Here is a 19,314-nt window from a genome sequence, read left to right on the forward strand (position 1 = left end):
CAGCTTACGCTTATCATTATGATACACAAGAAGCGCTCCCCCCTAAATGCTGTTCAGGGGGTGAGCGCCTTGTTTATGGCTTGAGCCGGCGGTATTTCCTTACCGCCCGCCAGGCTTAATTCAAATAATTCAGCAGCATCTGCGCAGCTTCTGCCCGGGTGGCGGGAGCTTTGGGTGCAAAAGTTCCATCAGCCCGCCCTTTCACGAGGCCAAGCGCAGCGGCTTCAGCCACCTGATCCGCTGCCCAGCCGGAGATGTCTCCAGCATCCTTAATAGACAGGCTGCCCGCTGCGGCCGGGATTGAACCCTGCTGCAGCCGGTAAGCGCGCATCAGAATGACGGTCATCTCTTCCCGGCTGATTGCTGCAGCCGGCTGGAAGGACTCCGGCGTACGGCCGGTAATCAGACCGGCCTGGACCATGCCAGAGAGTGCCTGCTGATACCAGGCGCCTGCCGGAACATCAGCGAAGGAAGTGGTGCCGTTACCGCTTAGCTGCAGCGTACCGGCCATCAGCTGCACGAATTCAGCCCGGGTAATATTCCGGCCCGGCTGATAAGCCTGCTCCGATATCCCCTTGATCAGATGCTTCGCAGACAGCTCACGCAGGGCTTCAAAGGCCCAGTGCGTAACCGGAACATCGTTGAACTGCTTCGTATACTCCAGCAGTGCGTACCTGCCGCTGCCGTCAAGAAGTCCCGTAAATCCACCGTCTTCAGCCGCTCCGCCCAGATAGGCGAGTGCGCCGTCACCTCCTACACGGTACAGGCCAAGCAGCTTCGGATGAAGTCCTTCACCGGCTGGCCAGCTTATCCTAACAGGAGAAGCGTAACTGCCGGGACGCTTAACGGTTCCATCTGCAAGGGACAGGCTCAGATCATAGTCCAGGAGTTGTCCCTTAAGCGATACACCGGCTTCCGTCTTCAGCGAAGCTTGTGCAAGTGCCTTGAATTCTGCTTGCAGCACGATCTTTGCACCGTTGCCCTGGGCAGCAGGCACGGCTTCGGCCAGCTGCTTCAGCAGGTCTGGTGTCAGCATCAGCCCGATTCTGTCTCCTTGCACACGCAGGGAATTCGTTCCCAGCAGCTCACCGGCGTTAACCGGAAGCTCAACTCTAACCGCTTGCTGTATCTGCACGGTAACTACACCGTTCACGGCCGGACTGCCCAACTGTGCGGCTGATATCACTGCAGCTGCAGTCGCAGGCGCCGGTGTTACAGCCGGTACAGGTGTTGCTGTTGGCAGAGCAGCCACCGGAGGATAGGTTGCCGTCAACGGGGGATTCGTCGGCGTCACCGGCTGACGGTTTACAGTCAGAGTAATAACCTCTGTATCCGCCGCGTCCACATAAGGGCGGCCGCCAACGATGCGGGTATTCTCTACACGCGCCTTATAAACGCCCGTATCAGAAAGTTGTGCCTTGGCAAGGGTCAGGCTGCTGCCAAGAGCACCCTCTATAACCAGATCATCTTTGAACCAGCTGTAGCCCATTTCACCATAAACGGAATCGGCAACAACTGTAAAGGTCACATCGTTACCTTCCATTACCGACTGGCTTGTCGCCGTAAATGAAGCAATCGCTGGAGCTTCATGCTGCGGATAGACCTTCAGTGCCAGCGGTGAGCCAACGATACGCGCCGGGTCTGTGGCCTCTTTGCCGGTCAGCACAACACGATAATTCGTTCCATCCTCTTCAAATAATGGATTGAACCGGTATACCGCACCGGTAACGCCCGGAACCGTCTGCCATTCCTCATCGGCAGCACGCTTTCTTTCCCACTCAATCGAGGCAATATCTCCTGATGTATCGACGGCAAGCGCGATCGGCTCCCCGCCAACAGTCTCAAGTACCGATGGCAAGTCCATCACAAAGGCCGGGGTCATCCATTGGATTTCCGCCGGAAGCACCTGCAGGTTATATTCCTTCTCTGCGGTCAAGCCTCCTTCGCCGGTCACAATGACCTTATAGCGGTAACCGCTCATATCTTCTGTCAGATCTGTAAGTGTCAGCGTGTCGCCAGCGGCAATAACTTCACCGTATCCTTCTCCCTGATCGACATACCAGGCATAGACTAATGTGCCGGAACCTTTACCAACAGCGCGAAGCACCCCATCCTGTCCTGCCCGGAACGAGCCTTCACTGACCACCTGTACATCCGGCGGCAGCGCGGTCCATTTCGCCTGAAGCGTAAGCGGACCATTCACCGTGTCAGAGGCAAAGTGCCATCTCACATTACCGTTATACCAGCCTTCCAGCACATAACCTTCTCTCGCCACATTCGGTGCAGTCACAAGCGCACCGTTCATAACCTGAACAACCTTCGCATTCGGCTGGCCGCCGTTACTGTTAAGGGTTACATTGTACCGCTTATCCAGCTGCAGCGGCTGGGATTTGTTTCCGCTGTAATCCTCCATCACCACTGTTACTGCTTTGGTCGACGTAAAGCTAAGACTCGCCTTCGTGGTGCGGCCGCGGATAATCATCGGCTTTTGCGCTGCTGCCCCTGAGAAATAGGTTACCGCAAAAGATTTAGGAACTCCGTCTTCATAGACGTACATGTACCTCCAGTCCCGTGTGTTCGGCATTGGCAGGCTCAGTGTATTTCCATTCCAGGACCATGCTTCGGCATAAGGCTCCGACAGCTTGTCAATGAACGTACCATTATAGGTTACAATGTCGGAGTTGCCTGCCTGGATGGTTACAGTGTACTCGTCCCCATTAATTGGCATATCGCTGAACAATGCCGAGGTTGTCCCTTGCGGCAGGATCAATTGTCTGGAGACAGGTTCTGCGGTTGTAATCCAGTTTACCGATTTCACCGTCACCTTAACGTTCCCGGCAGCGTCTGAACCGGACCACTTGACCAGGAGATCGCCGTTCTCGCTTGATTCGGCTTCAATACCCGATACCGCCGAGTCCAAATTAAAGGACACTGTAGCCGCTTCCCCTTCTACTCCGTCCGCTCCTACAGGAATGACTTTAATTATACCGGATTTGGCTGGCAGCTGTTTGATGTAGAACGTTTCGTCATATTTGCCGCCCATAAAGATGTCGTTCACATATACATTGTATTGCTTCACCTTGGAATAATCGCTGTTTAGATCCCACTTCAAAATCATTTCATTCGTATTCGGCAAGGCCTGCGCAACCACCAGATGGGTTGGCGCGGCCGGCTTCACGGCTGAACCGTCCGAGATGCGGATTTGACCGATGTTTACCTGATAATCGGCGATTGTGCTTGCCCCCGGTGTAAACACCAGGCCAAAGGCCGCAATTTCTTTACCTGCGTAAGCCCCCAGATCTACCTCTGCCGTTACCCAGCCCATGGTTTGTTTACCGCTGATCTCCACAGGAACCTTGACTACCTTGGACGGATTGTCCTTGAAGATCAGGCCTGCACTCAAGACAGAAGCATCGTCGGCTGAAGTCTTATTATAAGCAATCGACAGTTGGGACGTTGCCTGTACAGACAGGTTGCTCTTGTACAAACGGAGAAAATTCTCCTTGTCCAGCGCCCCGTTCACAACCAGTGAACTGCCTCCGTTGAAGCCGCCGATCTGCTTATAGCTCATACGTGAATTGTCTGTCATTGTATATTCCGGACCGTAGTCATAATCAACCGTCAAGCGGTTGCCCAGGGTATCCTGCCACCACTGCCACGTTACAGGAATATCCTGAAGGCTCATGTTGGACCATTCTTCCTGATTTGACTTCTCCCCGTTAACATAATAGGAGATACCATGTCCGGTATTGAAATTCGTATAGAAGTTGGAATTCTGTACCACTGAGCGTTCCGCAATGACCGAAGAAATTCCCGGCCAGTAGCGGTTATCCGCATAGACATCCGCCACCGTATTCGCGGGCGAAACAGTTGTATTGCCGGGATTCACATTCGGACCTGACCACCAGAGCTGCTCCCGCAGATTGGCCATCCACTGGTAATCATTGTCTGTACGCCTCGAGACAGGCCACGCTTGTCCCATATCCTCGTCAAGACCGGCATGGACGAAATCGGCTCCGAGCGTAGCGATGCTTAAACGCGGAGCTCCGCCTGCTGTCAACTTGTCTTTCAGAGCTGTTCCCTGTACGCTCTTGAAACGGTCACGGCCTGCTTCAAGTCCTGCAAAGCCAATATCATACAGATTGTAATTTGTCCCTTCATCCTCATTCATTCCAGTCAAATAGCCTATCGCTGTATTAATATGGGTACTATTCACTCCGTAATCGAAGAAAAAGGAGTTTGAAACCGGCTCTTTTGCCGTTTTATCATACAGCATCGAAATATTGTTATTACTAAAGGTCCTTGTAAAGGTATTGGAACCGTTGTTCGTAGTTAAAGAATCGTACCACTGGACGTATAACCCGCCTTTTTGCAGCACCTTCATGAAAGCAATGTAATCGGGAATATCGGCTGGAGCAACGTTCGGATTCAGCTCTTCCTGATTAAGGAAATAGCCGTCGAAGCCGAAGTAATTGGCCATTTCAATCATTTTCCTGGCCACCGGGAAGTCACCGTTCTCATCCTTCACAATCATTTGTTTGTACGTTTGCTGTCCGCGGTCATTGTTGGAGAAAAACACACCGGCCAGCGACATGACCCCATTCTTGTGCGCGGCATCCGTATAGGTTGGATTGGGAATATTCAGCATGCCGAACTCAAACCACTTCTGCTGCCAGTCGGACTGGGCCAGATCATCGTAATATTCCGGCGGTGTATATGCCGTTGCCGTACCATGCCAATACGAATAATAATCAACATACTGCCAGAAATTGAAGTGATATTGGGCAAACTTGTTGGTATAAGGAGCATTTTCAATGAAAGCATTTCCATAATCGCCTGCGACATTCATCATTTTGACATCCGGACTCAGCTTTGGATTAGCCTGTGTAGCCGTGAAAGATGCAATCCGCTTCTGTAAAGGCACGCGGGAACGAAGCAGTTCCGCATCCGGATCGGTCTCAGGACTCCAACCCGCAATTTGATTGCTGGTGTAGCCATGTACACTCGGCTGGTTAGCTCCATGCGCGCTGCCCCCTTTGAACGGCCAGGTATCTCCGGCCAGGACAGTCTGCGGCAGCAAGCCTGCAAGTAGCGCCGCACTTATTACGGTTGAAGTCAGCCTGCGAAGTTTTCGTGTTTGGGTATGAGATATCATGGTCCACTCTCCTCATGTAATGGGGATGTTCTTGGATTCTGCTTGCTCAAACGGCGCAATATTGGAAACGCATTCATAAAAACCCTGCTGTACCCCCCTTCTATTCTCTGTCCAAATTTAATATATAGCAGGAACTACCAGTCCAAGTAGAAGCGAAATTAAAGATACACTGGTCAAATTAAAGGAAAGTCTGCAACGGCCCATAACCAAATAGAGCACATCTCCAATAGTCCTGAGGCATGCTCTGATAAATTGTTCACTCTACATACAGCAAAAAAGCAGCCTCCGCGGGGAAGCTGCCGTTTGTTCTGCTGTCATACAGGCTGCTGTACTGCATGCTGCTGGGCTTGCGGATTACTCCGCTGATTCAGTAGAGGCCGGGTATGGATCAATCTTCTGAATTGTTCCGTCTTCATTATACTTAAGCTCGGTATATTTCACGCTGCGCTTATGGTTCACACCGCCCGATAACGAGCTGTCGTGATAGAACAGATACCACTTGTCCTCGAATTGAACGATGGAGTGATGAGTGGTCCAGCCAATGACCGGGGAGAGAATTTCTCCCTTAAAGGTAAATGGACCCTGTGGATTCCGGCTGACGGCATATACCAGCGTGTGCTGAGTTCCAGTCGAGTAAGAGAGATAGTAATAATCATTGTATTTGTGAACCCACGGTCCTTCGAAATATCTCCGCTGCTCGTCACCGGCAAGAATCGGGTTCCCCTCTTCATCTACAATTGAGATCTCAGAAGGCTGCTCCTGAAAAGACAGCATATCCTCACTCAGCAGCGCCACACGCGGCCCAATCGCCGGCGCATCCAGCGCAGGCCCTTCCGCATCCGCCACGAATGTGCCTGTCTGCCATTTCTCCAGCTGCCCTCCCCAAAGACCGCCGAAATAGATATAAGCCCGGTTATCGTCATCCACCAATACAGCCGGATCAATACTATAGCTGCCGGCGATGTAATCGGGCTGCGGCTCAAACGGGCCTGCCGGTGAAGCAGAGGTTGCCACACCCAACCGGAATATTCCGTCGTGATCACGAGCCGGGAAGAACAGATAATAGGTATTATTCTTATAGGCTGCGTCCGGAGCCCAGAGCTGCTTCGAGGCCCAGGGGATCTGATCCAGATGGAGCGCCTGGCCGTGATCCACTACCGGTGACTCAAAATTATCCAGTGACAGAATATGATAGTCTTCCATCGCATACTGGTCCCCGTTATCATTATCCGGTCCATCGTGATCCAGGTCATGGGAAGGATAAATATAGATTTTTCCTTCATAGACATGGGCGGACGGGTCCGCAGTATAGATGTGGGTAACGAGCGCTTCATTAGGTTTCGGCAAATGTGTCATAAGACATCTCCTTTTGTATTTGTGTAATAGAATTCGGCAAAATAACCTGGAGCCGCAGCATCCGCACCCTCTCCCGAGGCGTGAAGTCCCAGGCAGACACCGGTGAATCCGCCGTTCACCTCAGGTGACAGGACAGATACATGTACCTTCTGCTCTGCGTCATGCCAGGAGAGGCCATCCTCAGAATACGAGCAGGTATAGACCTCACCGTCCGAACGGAGGCGGAGCCGAATCTCTCCCGAGCTCCCAACCGGGTAATGATATATCTGCTTCTGATCCCCGTCCTTGACGGTAAGCTCCATAACCCGTCTGCCACTCCGGCCCGAGAGTCCCCAGAAGAGATAGCCCCGGTTGTTCAGGCGGGCGGCCAGTCCGGCATATTCCCCATCCTTCGCCGGATCAAATTCCAGACTTACGCCCATCTCCATCCGGTGATGCTTCTGGCGGATACAGGCCAACACTGCCGGCGCCTCGTCATCCAGCGTATAGGCATTCCCCAGGATAGCGAGTTTACCTTCATGCTCCGTCCAGGAATACCGTTCCTCCTCATAGCTGCGCAGAAAAGCCCATTCCGGGCCGAAGCTGCCGCTCAGCTCCAAACGCTGAACAATGTCATCCGGACTGGAATTTTCAGCGGAGACAACGGTTCCTTCATTGTTGTCAATCACCGGCCAGCCTTCTTCGGTCCAGGTCACCGGAGCCAGGAAGGTCTCTCTGCCCAGCGGAGAGTATTTGCCGTCCACCGGACGCATGCCCAGAAAGACGGCCCACCACTTCCCGGACGTATCCTCTACCAGATCCGCATGGCCCAGGCATTGAACCGGATGCTCCTTCAGCCCGCGGTGGGTCAGTATAGGTTCAGGCTTATCCTCAAACGGCCCGTAAGGGTTGCTGCTGCGGGCAATGATCTCCCGGTGATCCCGGGCGGTGCCGCCCGATGCCGTCATCAGGTAGTAGACGCCCTTGATTTTATACAGATGCGGCCCTTCTACCCATGGACCCTCATCCCCACGCCAGATCTCCACAGGCTCAGACAGCACTTCACCGGACTCCGGATGAATCTCGTACTGGATAATATGGGATTCATAGCCGGCTCCATTCTGCACAGTCACGTAAGCGCGCCCATCCTCATCGAAGAACAGGGACGGATCGATCCCCCCATAATGCAGCAGGACCGGCTCCGACCAGGGACCTTCCGGTTTGTCCGCGGTCACGAAGAAATTACCGATCCCCCTCACATCCGTAGTAATCATATAATAACGGCCCGCATGATGGCGTATCGTAGCGGCATATATACCGCTAGAGCTACGGCATGTCCGCAGGTTCACCTGGGAATTCCGGGTCAATACATGTCCTATGGGCGTCCAGTGGATCAGATCCTTGCTATGGAAGATAGGGACGCCGGGAAAATACTCAAAAGAGCTGTTAATCAGATAGAAATCATCATTTACACGGACTACACTCGGATCTGGATAGTAGCCGGAGATCACGGGGTTCCTGACATTTGTTGAGTACATAATAGCCTCCCTGAAATGGTGCGCAAGCGTTTACAAATCCTCAGTACCATTCTACAAGCCGAAATTATTTTATCCCATACGCAGAATAAAGGACTTCCCCCGAAAATTATGAGAATTGCCATCCTATTGAAATTGTAATTCAAACTGGGGACCACTGCTCGCCATTTTATTTGAAGGATTGGTCATTTTTTGCTGAATGTTTATCAAATGTTAATGAAATCTTTATGGACTGTTCAGATTAGCTGCGGTGAACGTTTATAACGCGCCGCTAGAATGAGAGAAAGCCGGCAGATAATTTAAGTACGTAGAAATCAAATGAGGTGGGAGAACGCATGAGCGAATATGTGCTTCAGGCACGCCAATTATCCAAGCATTACAAGCATCACCCTGCACTGGACCGTGTCGACCTGTCGATACGCCGGGGCAGCATCTATGGATTCATAGGCCAGAACGGTGCCGGGAAATCAACCCTTATGCGGATAGCGGCGGGACTTTCCAGGCCAACCTCAGGTCAAATCGAATTATTCGGATATAAGGAAGGCGCACAGCTTGTACAGGCGAGAAAAAGGATGGGCACGACTATTGAGACACCCGCCCTTTTCCCTCATCTATCAGCCGCAGAGAACCTGGAGGTATTCCGGCTGCAAAAGGGAATCCGCGACAAGGCGCAGATCCGCCAAACCTTATCACTGGTAGGACTGGAGCAGGCCGGCAGCAAAATCGCTGCCAACTTCTCCTTGGGTATGAAGCAGCGGCTGGGACTAGCGGTTTCACTGCTCGGCCACCCTGAGCTGCTTATTCTTGACGAGCCTACCAATGGACTCGATCCTGTGGGAGTTGTTGAATTAAGGGAACTATTGCTTCATTTAAACAGGGACAAGGGCATTAGTATTCTGATATCCAGCCATATTCTGAGCGAGCTTCATTTGCTGGCAACGGATTACGGGATTATTCATAACGGGCGAATGCTGGAGCAGTTGTCTGTAAGCGAGCTTCAGGCCAAGTGCAGGCAATACCTGCACATTAAGGTAGACTCACCAGAGAAGGCCATAGGAATTATACAAGAAGAATGGCAGACAACGGAATATGAAGTAGATGCTGACGGTATCATCCGCTTGTATGAACCGTTCGGCCCTCCCGGCGCACTCTCGGCTAAGCTGTTTGCAGCAGGTCTGGAAGTCCAGCAGCTCATGCCGAAGGGCGAAATGCTGGAACGGTATTATACCAAGCTGATTGGAGGGGCGGCAAATGGCAAATCTGTTACGGTCTGAGCTGTACAAATTATACAAAGAGCCCTCGTTCCGGATTCTCTGTTTCACTTTTATCTTCGTGGCGGTCATCTTATCCGGAGTTATCCATTATATGGGCTCAGATCAGAAGGTTTTCAGCGGGATATCCGGGCTAGGCCAAGGTGTACAAGTGAATGTGATTGTGCTTAAAATCTCATTAGCCGTAGTAGGAGGCTTCTTTCTCTCAGGTGAGCATGGCCTTGGGATTATGAAAATCTCGGTTGCTTCAGGGTACAGCCGCAGACAGATTTATACTGCCAAGCTGACGGCCTACTCTATCGGAATCATCATTTTATCTTTAATCGTCCCTGTCATATGTGTGATAGCCGGCAGTTTGCTGAATGGCTTCGGCAGCCTCCCGGAAATTCCTGCCGCCCTATATTTATTTCGTACACTTGCCTTCACGATACTGTATGCAGCTGCCTTTGCCTCCATGGTTGCCGTGTTCGCTGTCACAACAACAATAAGCGGCATAACGATTGGCGCGGTGCTGCTGGTAATGCTTTTCTTCGACACCCTCTCAGAGTGGCTGAGCGGCAAATGGGCTGTGTACAGAGAATTTTATGAGCATTCCGTATTTAAGCTTAGTATGGATATCGCCACCCCAACGCCGACAACGTATGAGCTTACTCTCTTAATCCTGATTCCCGTTGCGACTATTCTCGTATTTGCCTGGCTTGGGATCATGAGCTTCCGGAACATGGAAATCAAATAATCAATACATTAAATCCTAGGAGACCTGACTATGAAAAAACGCATTCTCTATCTGTTGATCATTGTTGCTGGCGCAGTTTTAATCTTATTATCCATGATCGGTTTTGAAACGTCCTGATTTACGGAAATATCCAAATCATATATGATGGTCACTAGAACAACAATCCTATGAAAACGGGTGTGTCCTTACTATGGCAAGTGAACGGATTATGATTGTCGAAGATGAGCTGGAGATCGCCGAGCTGATCAAGGATTATTTGGAGATCGAGCGGTATGAGGTGATCATCTGTCCTGACGGTGAAGAAGCGCTCCGGGCTTTCGGACAGTTTCATCCGCAGCTGGTAGTCCTTGATATTATGCTGCCGCTGCTTGATGGAATGGAGGTATGCCGCAGAATACGTACGGAGTCCGATGTTCCCATCATTATGCTCAGCGCAAAAAAACGGGATTCCGATAAAATTCTGGGCCTAGGTCTGGGAGCGGATGATTATGTGGTGAAGCCTTTCAGTCCAGGTGAGATTGTAGCCAGAGTTAAAGCTCAGCTGAGGCGTTTCAACGGGTTAACCCTACCTTCAAAGCAACAAAGCACAGTCGTATATCCCGGCCTGGAGCTTGATCTCAAAGCCTATGAGGTCCGGGTACGCAAGGAGACCGTTCATTTCTCAGCGCGGGAATTCGAGGTGCTCCGCTTTCTTGCGATCCATCCCAATCAGGTGTTTACCCGTGAACAGATCTTCGGAAGTGCCTGGGGAATACACGAATACGGAGATCTGAATACGGTAACAGTGCATGTCAAAAAGATACGGGAAAAAATCGAAATAGATCCGGCCAATCCCCGGTACATTCTTACTGTTCGAGGTATAGGCTATAAATTTTACGGGGGGACATAAATATGAAGAAACCGGGCCTCCGCTTTCAAATGGTTACTTCGATGTTTATCATTATCCTGCTTCCGCTGCTTCTCTTTTCTATATTTATCGGTACCAGTTACAGTAATAACGCACCTGCAGATAAAGCTTACACTGGAATGATCCCTGTGGTCATCCTGGTGTCTCTCCCGCTGATCTGCTGTACAATTTGGATGACCCGAACGATAACCCGCAAAATTCTACTGCCTCTCCGGGAGCTTACGCTCGCGGCTGAACAGATTGTGCAGGGCAACATGGATTGCCCGATCACTTACCGGGCCAACGACGAAATGGGCCAGTTCAGCACTGTGTTCGAGCTAATGAGAACCCGTCTGCTGGAATCCAAGGTGAACCAGGACGCTTATGAACAAGCACGCAATGAACTCATAGCGAGCATCTCCCATGATCTCCGAACCCCTCTTTCCTCCATCAGGGGATATGTGGAAGGTCTGCAGGATGGCGTCGCACAGGATAGAGTCAAATTCGAGCGTTATTTATCGATCATCCGGGACAAGACAGACAAGCTAAACGATCTGATTGAGGATTTGTTCCGCTTCTCGGAGCTGGAGTCGGGGCAGCTGCAAATGAACTACGAAGAGATCGAATGCGATCTTCTGCTGGAGTCCATCGTGCGGCCGCTGGAATATGAATTTGCTGAGGGCAGGGCCAGATTAAGTGTGGTCCGTCCCTTTCCGTCTGGAAGGGTGCGGGCAGACGCGGTCCGCCTCACACAGGTATTTAACAACTTAGTCGGCAATGCCACCAAATATGCAGGTGAAGAGGCACATATAACCATAGCCGCTTCCCGTACCGGGAAGCGGCTGAATGTGAGTGTGAGTGATAACGGTACAGAAATCGCACCCGAGCACTTGCCCCATCTCTTTGAGCGGTTCTACCGCGGGGATAAATCACGCTCCAGCCAATGGGGGGGAGCCGGCCTGGGGCTTGCCATCTGCAAATACATTATTGAAGCACATGGCGGGGACATCGGAGTTCACACCCTGCCGGGTGCCGGCAATGTTTTTTTCTTTTCGTTGCCGCTTACCTCATAGTATTACCGCCGCACCCGTCTGGCAAAATCCACGAACTGAAACTTATCCAGCCGGTGTCTGGATTCGGTATATTGGAACAGCACCGTATTCTCCAGATACACATAGTTCCGCACTACGACAATATGCGTATATTTCTTCAGATCAAGCAGGCGGTGATCCTCCTCCGTCGCAGGCTCAACGGATATCAGCTTCTTCGCATAACTGATTTTCAGCCCCAGCTCCACTTCCAGATATTCATAGATCGAGCCTGCCGCGATCTCTGCGCTTAAGAACGGCACAATATCTGCCCGGAAATAATCCTTGTCCAGAATGATCCGTTCTTCTTCTATCTCTCTGGCGCGGATCACCTTCCATACCGGAGTATCCTCCGGAACCTGCAGCTGTCTGGCAAGCGCAGAGCCGGCCTGCTCCATCACCGTTTCCTCTACCAGTGTCCGTGAGGGAGCACCGAGTGTACCTGCCATTTCCTTGAACGAGATCAGACCGGTAACGGGAAAATCCATCCGGGTCATATCCAGCACAAACGAGCCCCTGCCCTTGATTTTGTGAATATAGCCCTCACGGAACAGCAGATTCAGCGCTTTGCGCACCGTTTCCCGCGAAGTGCAGTACGCCTCGGCCAGCTCACTTTCAGAAGGCAGCTTGGTCCCCGGCAGCAGCTGGCCGGAATGGATCTGGTTACTGTATTCATTGTAGATTTGCAAATATATATTTTCTCTCATTATAGATCACCGCCCTATATTGTATCACGCCATGGCTCTGGACGCATGGATTCAATTCGGGGGCGGGTCCGGTCAACCCTTAAGATGAATAGTCAGAATACTGGTCTGCTTCGCCGCCGCTGGTCCTATCTTCTCCTCAATCTTCTCCACCATCTCCTGCCCCGCAGGAATGATGATAGGGGTAATCACCGGGTAACCGGCTGCACGGATAGCATCCATATCGAATTCCAGCAGAAGCTCGCCGGCCTTCACCTTATCGCCAATATTCTTAAGCTGGGTGAACCCGCTGCCCTTGAGCGACACCGTATTAATCCCTACGTGGATAAGTACCTGCACGCCGCTGGCATGCTCCAGTATAAGCGCATGTTTGCTCTTGATTACATGGGCGACTGTCGCATCAAACGGTGCATATACTTTCCCTTCGGAGGGTTCAATCGCAACCCCCTGACCCATCTGCCCCTCGGCAAAAGCAGGATCGGGTACCTGCGCAAGCGGTACTGCCGTCCCGTTGAGCGGTGCAGCCAGCTCTAATATGTTCACCGGCTCCTGTGAGCCTTGAACGGACCGGCGGCGGCTGAGTTCATCTTTTCCAGCCGGGGGGCTGAGCGTTGTTGGTGCGGTTGCAGCTGCTGCTGCCCCTGAACTCTTCTCGGCACGGCCGACGACGGAACGGCCATATAGCACAGTAGCCACAAACGGTACGATCAGCACAATCGCCATACCCACGAAGAATACACCCCACTGGTTCGGGAAGATGGACAGGAAGCCGGGAACCCCGCCAACGCCAATGGAAGAGGCGCGGACCTGGTTAATCGTGAGCAGAACCCCACCCAGTGCAGAGCCGATCATCCCGAAGATGAACGGATAGCGGTAGCGGATATTGACCCCGAAGATCGCAGGTTCCGTAACTCCGAGGAAGGCAGAGATCGATGACGTCACCGCAAGTCCCTTGGTCTTCTGTTCTTTGATGACGAACATCATCGCCAGTGCCGCAGCCCCCTGTGCAATGTTGGAGAGAGCGAGCATCGGCCAGAGGAATGTGCCGCCTTCACTGCCGATAAGCTGAACGTCAACGGCCAGGAAGGTATGATGCATCCCCGTGATGACCAGCAGCGCATAGAATCCGCCATAGATTAAGCCGCCTAGAATCGCGAAATGATCGAACACGTAGACCAGTCCGGAAGTGATCGCATTGGCTATGCCGAAGGTAACCGGTCCAATGATTGTGAACGCCAGAAAACCTGTAATCAGCAGAGTCACTGGCGCAACAACCAGCAGCTTCATCGAGTCATGTACCCTCTTGTTCAGGAACTTCTCAATGCCGGCCAGAATATAGGCCGAGACCAGCACCGGCAATACCTGACCCTGATAACCGATTTTCTCCAGATGCCAGCCGAACAAATTCCAGGTCGGAACTGTTCCTTCCGTGGAAGCACTGGCATAACCGTAGGCACTTAATAAATCCGGATGAACGAGAATGAGTCCGAGCACAATCCCGAGCAGCGGACTGCCGCCGAACCGGGTCACTGCCGCCCAGCCGATCAGGGCCGGCAAGAACGTGAAGGCCGTACTGGCAATCGTATTGATTATCGCCGCAATATCTTTCCACTGCGGATAGACATCTACCAGCGACTGGCTGAAGAAGATACCCGGGCCGGTCAGTATATTATTGATCCCGAGCAGCAAACCTGCGGTCACGATGGCCGGAAGGATCGGAATAAAAATATCGGCGAGCGTCTTGATCGCCCGCTGCAGAGGATTCTGCTTACGGGCCGCTGCCGATTTCACCTCATCCTTAGAAGAACGGGCACCGCCGGTCAGCTGAATCATTTCGTCATACACTTTATCAACGGTTCCCGGACCGATGACGATCTGGAACTGGCCTTGGCTGGAAAATTGTCCTTTGACAAGGTCATTGGCGTCCAGTGCTGCTGAATCGACCTTGCTCTCGTCATAGAGCGAGAATCTTAGCCTGGTTACGCAATGCGTCGCGACCTCAATATTCTCCTTGCCCCCAACCGCCCGTACAATATCCTCTACATTCTTGCGGTCAATAGCCATATCATCACTCCTTAAGTATTAGATGTTGTTAACCACATATAGGAAGCATATGGACTGAGCTGAAGCTCTTGTGTTAATGCAGGGGCATCGGCTGTATTACCGATTAGAGGCTTGTCCGTGCCAGCTTGGCTTAAGTCTGCCCAATACTTGTCCTCGAACCGGAAGCTAATTTCCTTACTGCTGAAGTTCGAGACCACCACAAGTGTCTCCCCGGTCCCTGTCCGGGCATAAGCGAACACCTCGGGATGACCTTCATCCAATCTGCGGAATACGCCTCGGGTGAATACAGCATGCTCTTTGCGCAGCGCAATCAGCTTGCGGTAATGATGGAGGATCGAATCCGGCCGCTCCAGCTCCTTCTGTACATTAATGTCCCGGTACCGCTCGTCGACCTTCAGCCATGGTGTACCGCTGGTGAATCCGGCATTTGGGCTGTCATCCCACTGCATCGGCGTACGTGAATTGTCGCGCGAACGTTCCTGCAGGATGCTGAGGGCCACTTCCGGGCTCTTGCCCTGTTCCTGCAGAATGCGGTACATGTTCAGGGACTCAATATCGCGGAATTCTTCGATGCCCTTCCACTTCGGATTCGGCATGCCGATCTCCTCGCCCTGATAGACATAAGGCGTTCCTTGAAGACCATGCAGCGTTGTAGCCAGGAGTTTCGCGCTAGCTTCACGGTAAACATCATCATCTGTGAATCTGGAGAGAGCCCGCGGCTGATCATGATTGTTGAAGAATAGAGCATTCCAGCCACCGCCCTGCTGCATCCCGGTCTGCCACTCACTGAACAGTCGTTTCAATGCCTCGAAATCATAGGGCATCAGCTCCCACTTCCGGCCGTCCGGATAATCCACCTTCAGATGGTGGAAATTGAAGGTCATGGAGAACTCCCGCTCTGCAGGGTTCGAGTAGCGTATACAATGCGCAAGGGTAGTGGAGGACATCTCCCCGACCGTCACCAGCTCAAACGGGCCGAACACCTCATCATACATGTCTTTGATATATTCATGAACGCGCGGTCCGTCTGTATAGAACTTCCGTCCATCCCCCGGCGGCACACTTCCGTCATCATTAGGGAACTGCTGGTCCTTGGAGATTAGATTAATAACGTCCATCCGGAAGCCGTCCACACCCTTGCGTGCCCAGAACAGCAGCATATCGTTAACCGCTCTGCGGACCTCTGCATTCTCCCAATTCAGATCGGCCTGAGTCTTGTCGAACAAGGTAAGATAATATTGTCCTGAAGCTTCATCGAACTGCCAGGCAGGCCCCCCGAACTTCGATTGCCAGTTATTCGGCAGGCCGCCGCCTGGTGCCGGGTCTTTCCAGATATAATAATTACGATACGGGTTGTCCTTGCCTGAAATCGAATGTTTGAACCATTCATGCTCCGTCGAGGTATGATTGACCACGATATCGGTCATCAGCTTCATGCCGCGCCGGTGCAGCTCCTCTATCAGCTCATCGAAATCCTCCATCGTGCCATAATCAGGGTTAATATTCTCATAATCCGCAACATCGTAACCGTTATCATATTGGGGCGAGACATAGACCGGCTGCAGCCAGACGATATCAATCCCAAGCTCCTGCAAATAATCCAATTTCTCAGTAAGGCCTCTTATATCGCCTGTTCCATTGCCTGTCGTGTCCTTGAAGCTCTTCGGATACACCTGATACACTGTGGACCGGCGCCACCATTCTGAATACCGGGACTGGGTCAAATTAAGCACCTCCAAAAGAATTGCTGTCTTTCAATCATTAAACTTGTATATACAAGCTCAAACACTCCACACAGTTTAAACCTGTATATACAGGTTGTCAATAGGGGTAATCCTCCAATAGCTTGTGTAGGACAAATGTTTGCGTAGCACGGGTAAGCGAAGTACGGATGTAAGCGAAGTACAGCTGTTTGTGCAGTATTGGTGTTTGCGCAGTACAGATAAATGATATTAAGACAGGCGATAATGTGTATCGGGGGGGGGGTGCAGCAGCAACGCCATGATTGCGGTAACTGCGTTAACAGAAGCGTAGCGGTAACTGCGTTAACAGAAGCGTAGCGGTAACTGCGGTAACTGCATTAATAGCGGTGTTAGTTACTGTAATAGTAGCTTTAGCCACTGATTGACCGCATTGCGCTGGAAAGTCCCTCGTTATGCATAAATAACAGTAATATTTGGTTAAATCAAGGGTGCGTGAGCAATCTGCAGCGGGGAATTGGACATTTATCGCAGTAATGGCCCGTTTTGATAGGTTTGTCTCTAGCCCAGTATTAATTAAGTGGAAAATGTACAATTAAATTTCAATAACCAAACTGATTATTAACAATAAGTGGATAAAGGGCATCTAATTCACTCCATTCTCTGCGGAAGGTATATTCGGCAGAATTAGTTGTTGTTTTTCCACTTATTATCCTCTTTTTAGTATTGGATGAGATATTAAATGTTCTTTTTCCACTTATTTCGATTGGCCAGCATCGGGTCGGCGCGCGGGATCGCTCGGGATGAGCTGCGGGGCGGATTAGTCAGATTGCTGGCGCGGAGAGGTACGGAGCAGATTAATCGGATTGCTGGAGCGACGAGGTACGGGGCGGATTGGCCAGACTGCTGGCGCGGCGGCGGCGAGCGGGGTAGATGAACCACGCACAAAAACAGCGGCCTATCCCTGGTAACCCGGGAACAGACCGCTGCTTTCAAACCCGTATATTAACTACTCCAAATACCCCTTAACCAAACCCAGCGGCAGCAGCTTCGGCTGCTCGCAGCTGGTGGACAGCTCCGCGTAACGCTTAGTGTCCGAGCTGGTATGGAACGCATGCATGATCTCTAGGACATGATTCGCCAGCTCGCCGTTAGCGCGCGGGGTGTCTCCTGTCCCGATGCAGCGGGCCATATCCGCTACGCCAATGCCGCGGCTGTTCCCGGCATAATTGTAGATCAGCGGAATCTCCTGGAATTCCGTGCTGTGCGCCGGACGCAGCAAGACCGGACCGCCGAAGGTGTTCGGATCAGGCACGATCAAGGTGCCTAGTGATCCGTAGATTTCGATCCGTGGCAGCGTACTGTGCCAGACATCGAAGCTCGTAATCATCGTAGCCACGGCACCGCTGGCGAATTCGATGGTTCCGGCCACATGTGTAGGGACTTCAACGTCAACTACCTTGCCGAACTTCTTCTCACTGGTGATCGTCCGCGATGCGAATGAGGTTTTGGTGATCCCGCATACCGTCTTCGCCGGGCCAAGCAAGGATACCAGCGCCGTAAGATAATACGGCCCCATATCAAACATCGGGCCACCGCCCGCCTGATAGTAGAACTCAGGGTCCGGATGCCAGCTCTCGTGACCATGACAGAGCATGAAGGCGGTTGCAGCAACCGGCTCTCCGATATAGCCGTCCGCTATCAGCTTGGCGCAGGTTTGCAGGCCGCCTCCGAGGAAGGTGTCCGGTGCGCAGCCGACGAACAGATTCTTTTCTTTTGCCAGCTTAACAAGCTCGGTTCCATTCTCTAGCGTCAGTGATAGCGGCTTCTCCACGTACACATGCTTTCCGGCCAGCAGAGCCTGCTTACAGACATCGAAGTGGAAATTAGGCGTCGTCAGATTCACGACAATCTCTATCTCTTCCGAAGCCAGCAATTCCTCTGTCGTCCATACATGAGGAACTCCATATTTCTCCGCTGCCTGCGCGGCCCGCTCAGGGTCCAGATCAGCACAGGCGTAGACCTCTGTATTCACAAAGGTTCCGGTCAAATTCTCAAAATAAATGCCGCTGATATTCCCGCAGCCGACGATGCCTACCTTCACTTTACGCACAATGAGTCCCACCTTATCCCGGTTTATTTTGCTGCCCAGATGAAGCCTTTACGCATCAGTTCCTTGGCTTCAGGAATATCGAAGATATCCGCATGATGTCCAAGCGAATTATAGAATACCTTGCCCTGGCCCCAGCGTTTCGTATAAACCACAGGCATAGTGATCACACCGTTCGCCGAATGGTCGCCTTCACTCAGCACAAATGTAGTTGTCGCCAGTACATCAACCGCCGGATCCACATGCAGGTAATACTGCTCGGACTTCACCTTGAAATCAGGGATGCCTTCCACAATCGGGCTGGAGCCGGATCTTACGATATTCACTTCATAATCCACTCCGTCGTTGAAGGGATGAGCCACCCACTGTGACCCGGTCAAAAATTGCCATTCTGTATTGTTACGGAAGGAGTCGCACATCCCGCCGTGACAACCGGCAATGCCTACCCCGGAAGCCACTGCTGCAAGCACCGATGCCACCTGTTCACCCGCAATTTCACCCATTGTCCATACCGGCACAATCAGGCTCAATTCCTTAAGCGCCTCGGCGTTGTTGAAGCTGTCCAGCGTATCCGACACCTCTACCTCGAACCCTTCAGCCTCCAGAATACCGGCAAAAATAGCTGCAACCTCATTCGGTTCATGACCATCCCATCCGCCTTTTACAATCAATGCCTTCTTCGCCATATCAAGTTCTCCTTTTTATCCTGAAATCAAATTTGGTTTTGGAA

12 protein-coding genes are annotated in these 19,314 nt (G+C 51.8%); 4 read left to right on the plus strand and 8 right to left on the minus strand.

Going from position 1 to position 19,314, the window contains the following annotated elements:
* Positions 1-115: 115 nt before the first annotated feature.
* The 3 genes from R50912_RS33885 to R50912_RS23140 all read right to left on the minus strand — a co-directional run bounded on the left by R50912_RS33885 (position 116) and on the right by R50912_RS23140 (position 8,028).
* The gene (locus R50912_RS33885; protein ID WP_063840079.1) at positions 116-5,155 is read right to left on the minus strand and encodes an endo-beta-N-acetylglucosaminidase; all 5,040 of its coding nucleotides are present in this window, start codon (positions 5,153-5,155) and stop codon (positions 116-118) included.
* Between the two features lie 354 nt (positions 5,156-5,509).
* Positions 5,510-6,511, minus strand: a complete 1,002-nt coding sequence (locus R50912_RS23135) for a glycoside hydrolase family 43 protein (protein WP_042238211.1) — start codon at positions 6,509-6,511, stop codon at positions 5,510-5,512.
* Positions 6,508-8,028: a glycoside hydrolase family 43 protein gene (locus tag R50912_RS23140; RefSeq protein ID WP_042238213.1), complete on the minus strand. Its 1,521-nt coding sequence runs from the start codon at positions 8,026-8,028 to the stop codon at positions 6,508-6,510. Before R50912_RS23140 ends, R50912_RS23135 begins: the two co-directional genes overlap by 4 nt.
* A 332-nt stretch (positions 8,029-8,360) precedes the next feature.
* Between R50912_RS23140 and R50912_RS23145 the strand changes: the two genes are divergently transcribed.
* From R50912_RS23145 to R50912_RS23160, 4 genes are all read left to right on the plus strand, one after another.
* On the plus strand, positions 8,361-9,299 hold the full coding sequence (locus R50912_RS23145) for an ATP-binding cassette domain-containing protein (protein WP_042238214.1): 939 nt from the start codon (positions 8,361-8,363) through the stop codon (positions 9,297-9,299).
* Positions 9,277-10,032, plus strand: coding sequence for an ABC transporter permease (locus R50912_RS23150; RefSeq protein WP_042238215.1), 756 nt, complete (start codon positions 9,277-9,279; stop codon positions 10,030-10,032). Before R50912_RS23145 ends, R50912_RS23150 begins: the two co-directional genes overlap by 23 nt.
* Positions 10,033-10,222: 190 nt before the next feature.
* A complete protein-coding gene (locus R50912_RS23155) occupies positions 10,223-10,921 on the plus strand; it encodes a response regulator transcription factor (protein ID WP_042238216.1) in 699 nt (232 codons plus the stop codon).
* Positions 10,922-10,923: 2 nt separating this feature from the next.
* Positions 10,924-11,991, plus strand: a complete 1,068-nt coding sequence (locus tag R50912_RS23160) for a sensor histidine kinase (protein WP_042238217.1) — start codon at positions 10,924-10,926, stop codon at positions 11,989-11,991.
* A gap of 2 nt (positions 11,992-11,993) precedes the next feature.
* On the opposite strand, the gene treR is transcribed toward R50912_RS23160, so the two are convergent.
* From treR to R50912_RS23190, 5 genes are all read right to left on the minus strand, one after another.
* Positions 11,994-12,713, minus strand: coding sequence for a trehalose operon repressor (treR, locus tag R50912_RS23165; RefSeq protein WP_042238218.1), 720 nt, complete (start codon positions 12,711-12,713; stop codon positions 11,994-11,996).
* Between the two features lie 72 nt (positions 12,714-12,785).
* The gene (gene treP, locus R50912_RS23170; protein WP_042238220.1) at positions 12,786-14,774 is read right to left on the minus strand and encodes a PTS system trehalose-specific EIIBC component; all 1,989 of its coding nucleotides are present in this window, start codon (positions 14,772-14,774) and stop codon (positions 12,786-12,788) included.
* Positions 14,775-14,785: 11 nt separating this feature from the next.
* Positions 14,786-16,498, minus strand: coding sequence for an alpha,alpha-phosphotrehalase (gene treC / locus R50912_RS23175; RefSeq protein WP_442950491.1), 1,713 nt, complete (start codon positions 16,496-16,498; stop codon positions 14,786-14,788).
* A 985-nt stretch (positions 16,499-17,483) separates the two neighbouring features.
* The gene (locus R50912_RS23185; protein WP_197072961.1) at positions 17,484-18,587 is read right to left on the minus strand and encodes a Gfo/Idh/MocA family protein; all 1,104 of its coding nucleotides are present in this window, start codon (positions 18,585-18,587) and stop codon (positions 17,484-17,486) included.
* A gap of 23 nt (positions 18,588-18,610) precedes the next feature.
* A complete protein-coding gene (locus tag R50912_RS23190; RefSeq protein ID WP_042238223.1) occupies positions 18,611-19,270 on the minus strand; it encodes a ThuA domain-containing protein in 660 nt (219 codons plus the stop codon).
* Positions 19,271-19,314: the final 44 nt, after the last annotated feature.

It is taken from the genome of Paenibacillus sp. FSL R5-0912, from assembly GCF_000758605.1.
GTDB lineage: Bacteria > Bacillota > Bacilli > Paenibacillales > Paenibacillaceae > Paenibacillus_AQ.

What these genes read in the sequence shown, in the direction of transcription:
- R50912_RS33885 (WP_063840079.1), bottom strand. Translation starts at nt 5,155, where the DNA reads ATGATATCTCATACCCAAACACGAAAACTTCGCAGGCTGACTTCAACC.
- R50912_RS23135 (WP_042238211.1), bottom strand. Translation starts at nt 6,511, where the DNA reads ATGACACATTTGCCGAAACCTAATGAAGCGCTCGTTACCCACATCTAT.
- R50912_RS23140 (WP_042238213.1), bottom strand. Translation starts at nt 8,028, where the DNA reads ATGTACTCAACAAATGTCAGGAACCCCGTGATCTCCGGCTACTATCCA.
- R50912_RS23145 (WP_042238214.1), top strand. Translation starts at nt 8,361, where the DNA reads ATGAGCGAATATGTGCTTCAGGCACGCCAATTATCCAAGCATTACAAG.
- R50912_RS23150 (WP_042238215.1), top strand. Translation starts at nt 9,277, where the DNA reads ATGGCAAATCTGTTACGGTCTGAGCTGTACAAATTATACAAAGAGCCC.
- R50912_RS23155 (WP_042238216.1), top strand. Translation starts at nt 10,223, where the DNA reads ATGGCAAGTGAACGGATTATGATTGTCGAAGATGAGCTGGAGATCGCC.
- R50912_RS23160 (WP_042238217.1), top strand. Translation starts at nt 10,924, where the DNA reads ATGAAGAAACCGGGCCTCCGCTTTCAAATGGTTACTTCGATGTTTATC.
- treR (WP_042238218.1), bottom strand. Translation starts at nt 12,713, where the DNA reads ATGAGAGAAAATATATATTTGCAAATCTACAATGAATACAGTAACCAG.
- treP (WP_042238220.1), bottom strand. Translation starts at nt 14,774, where the DNA reads ATGGCTATTGACCGCAAGAATGTAGAGGATATTGTACGGGCGGTTGGG.
- R50912_RS23190 (WP_042238223.1), bottom strand. Translation starts at nt 19,270, where the DNA reads ATGGCGAAGAAGGCATTGATTGTAAAAGGCGGATGGGATGGTCATGAA.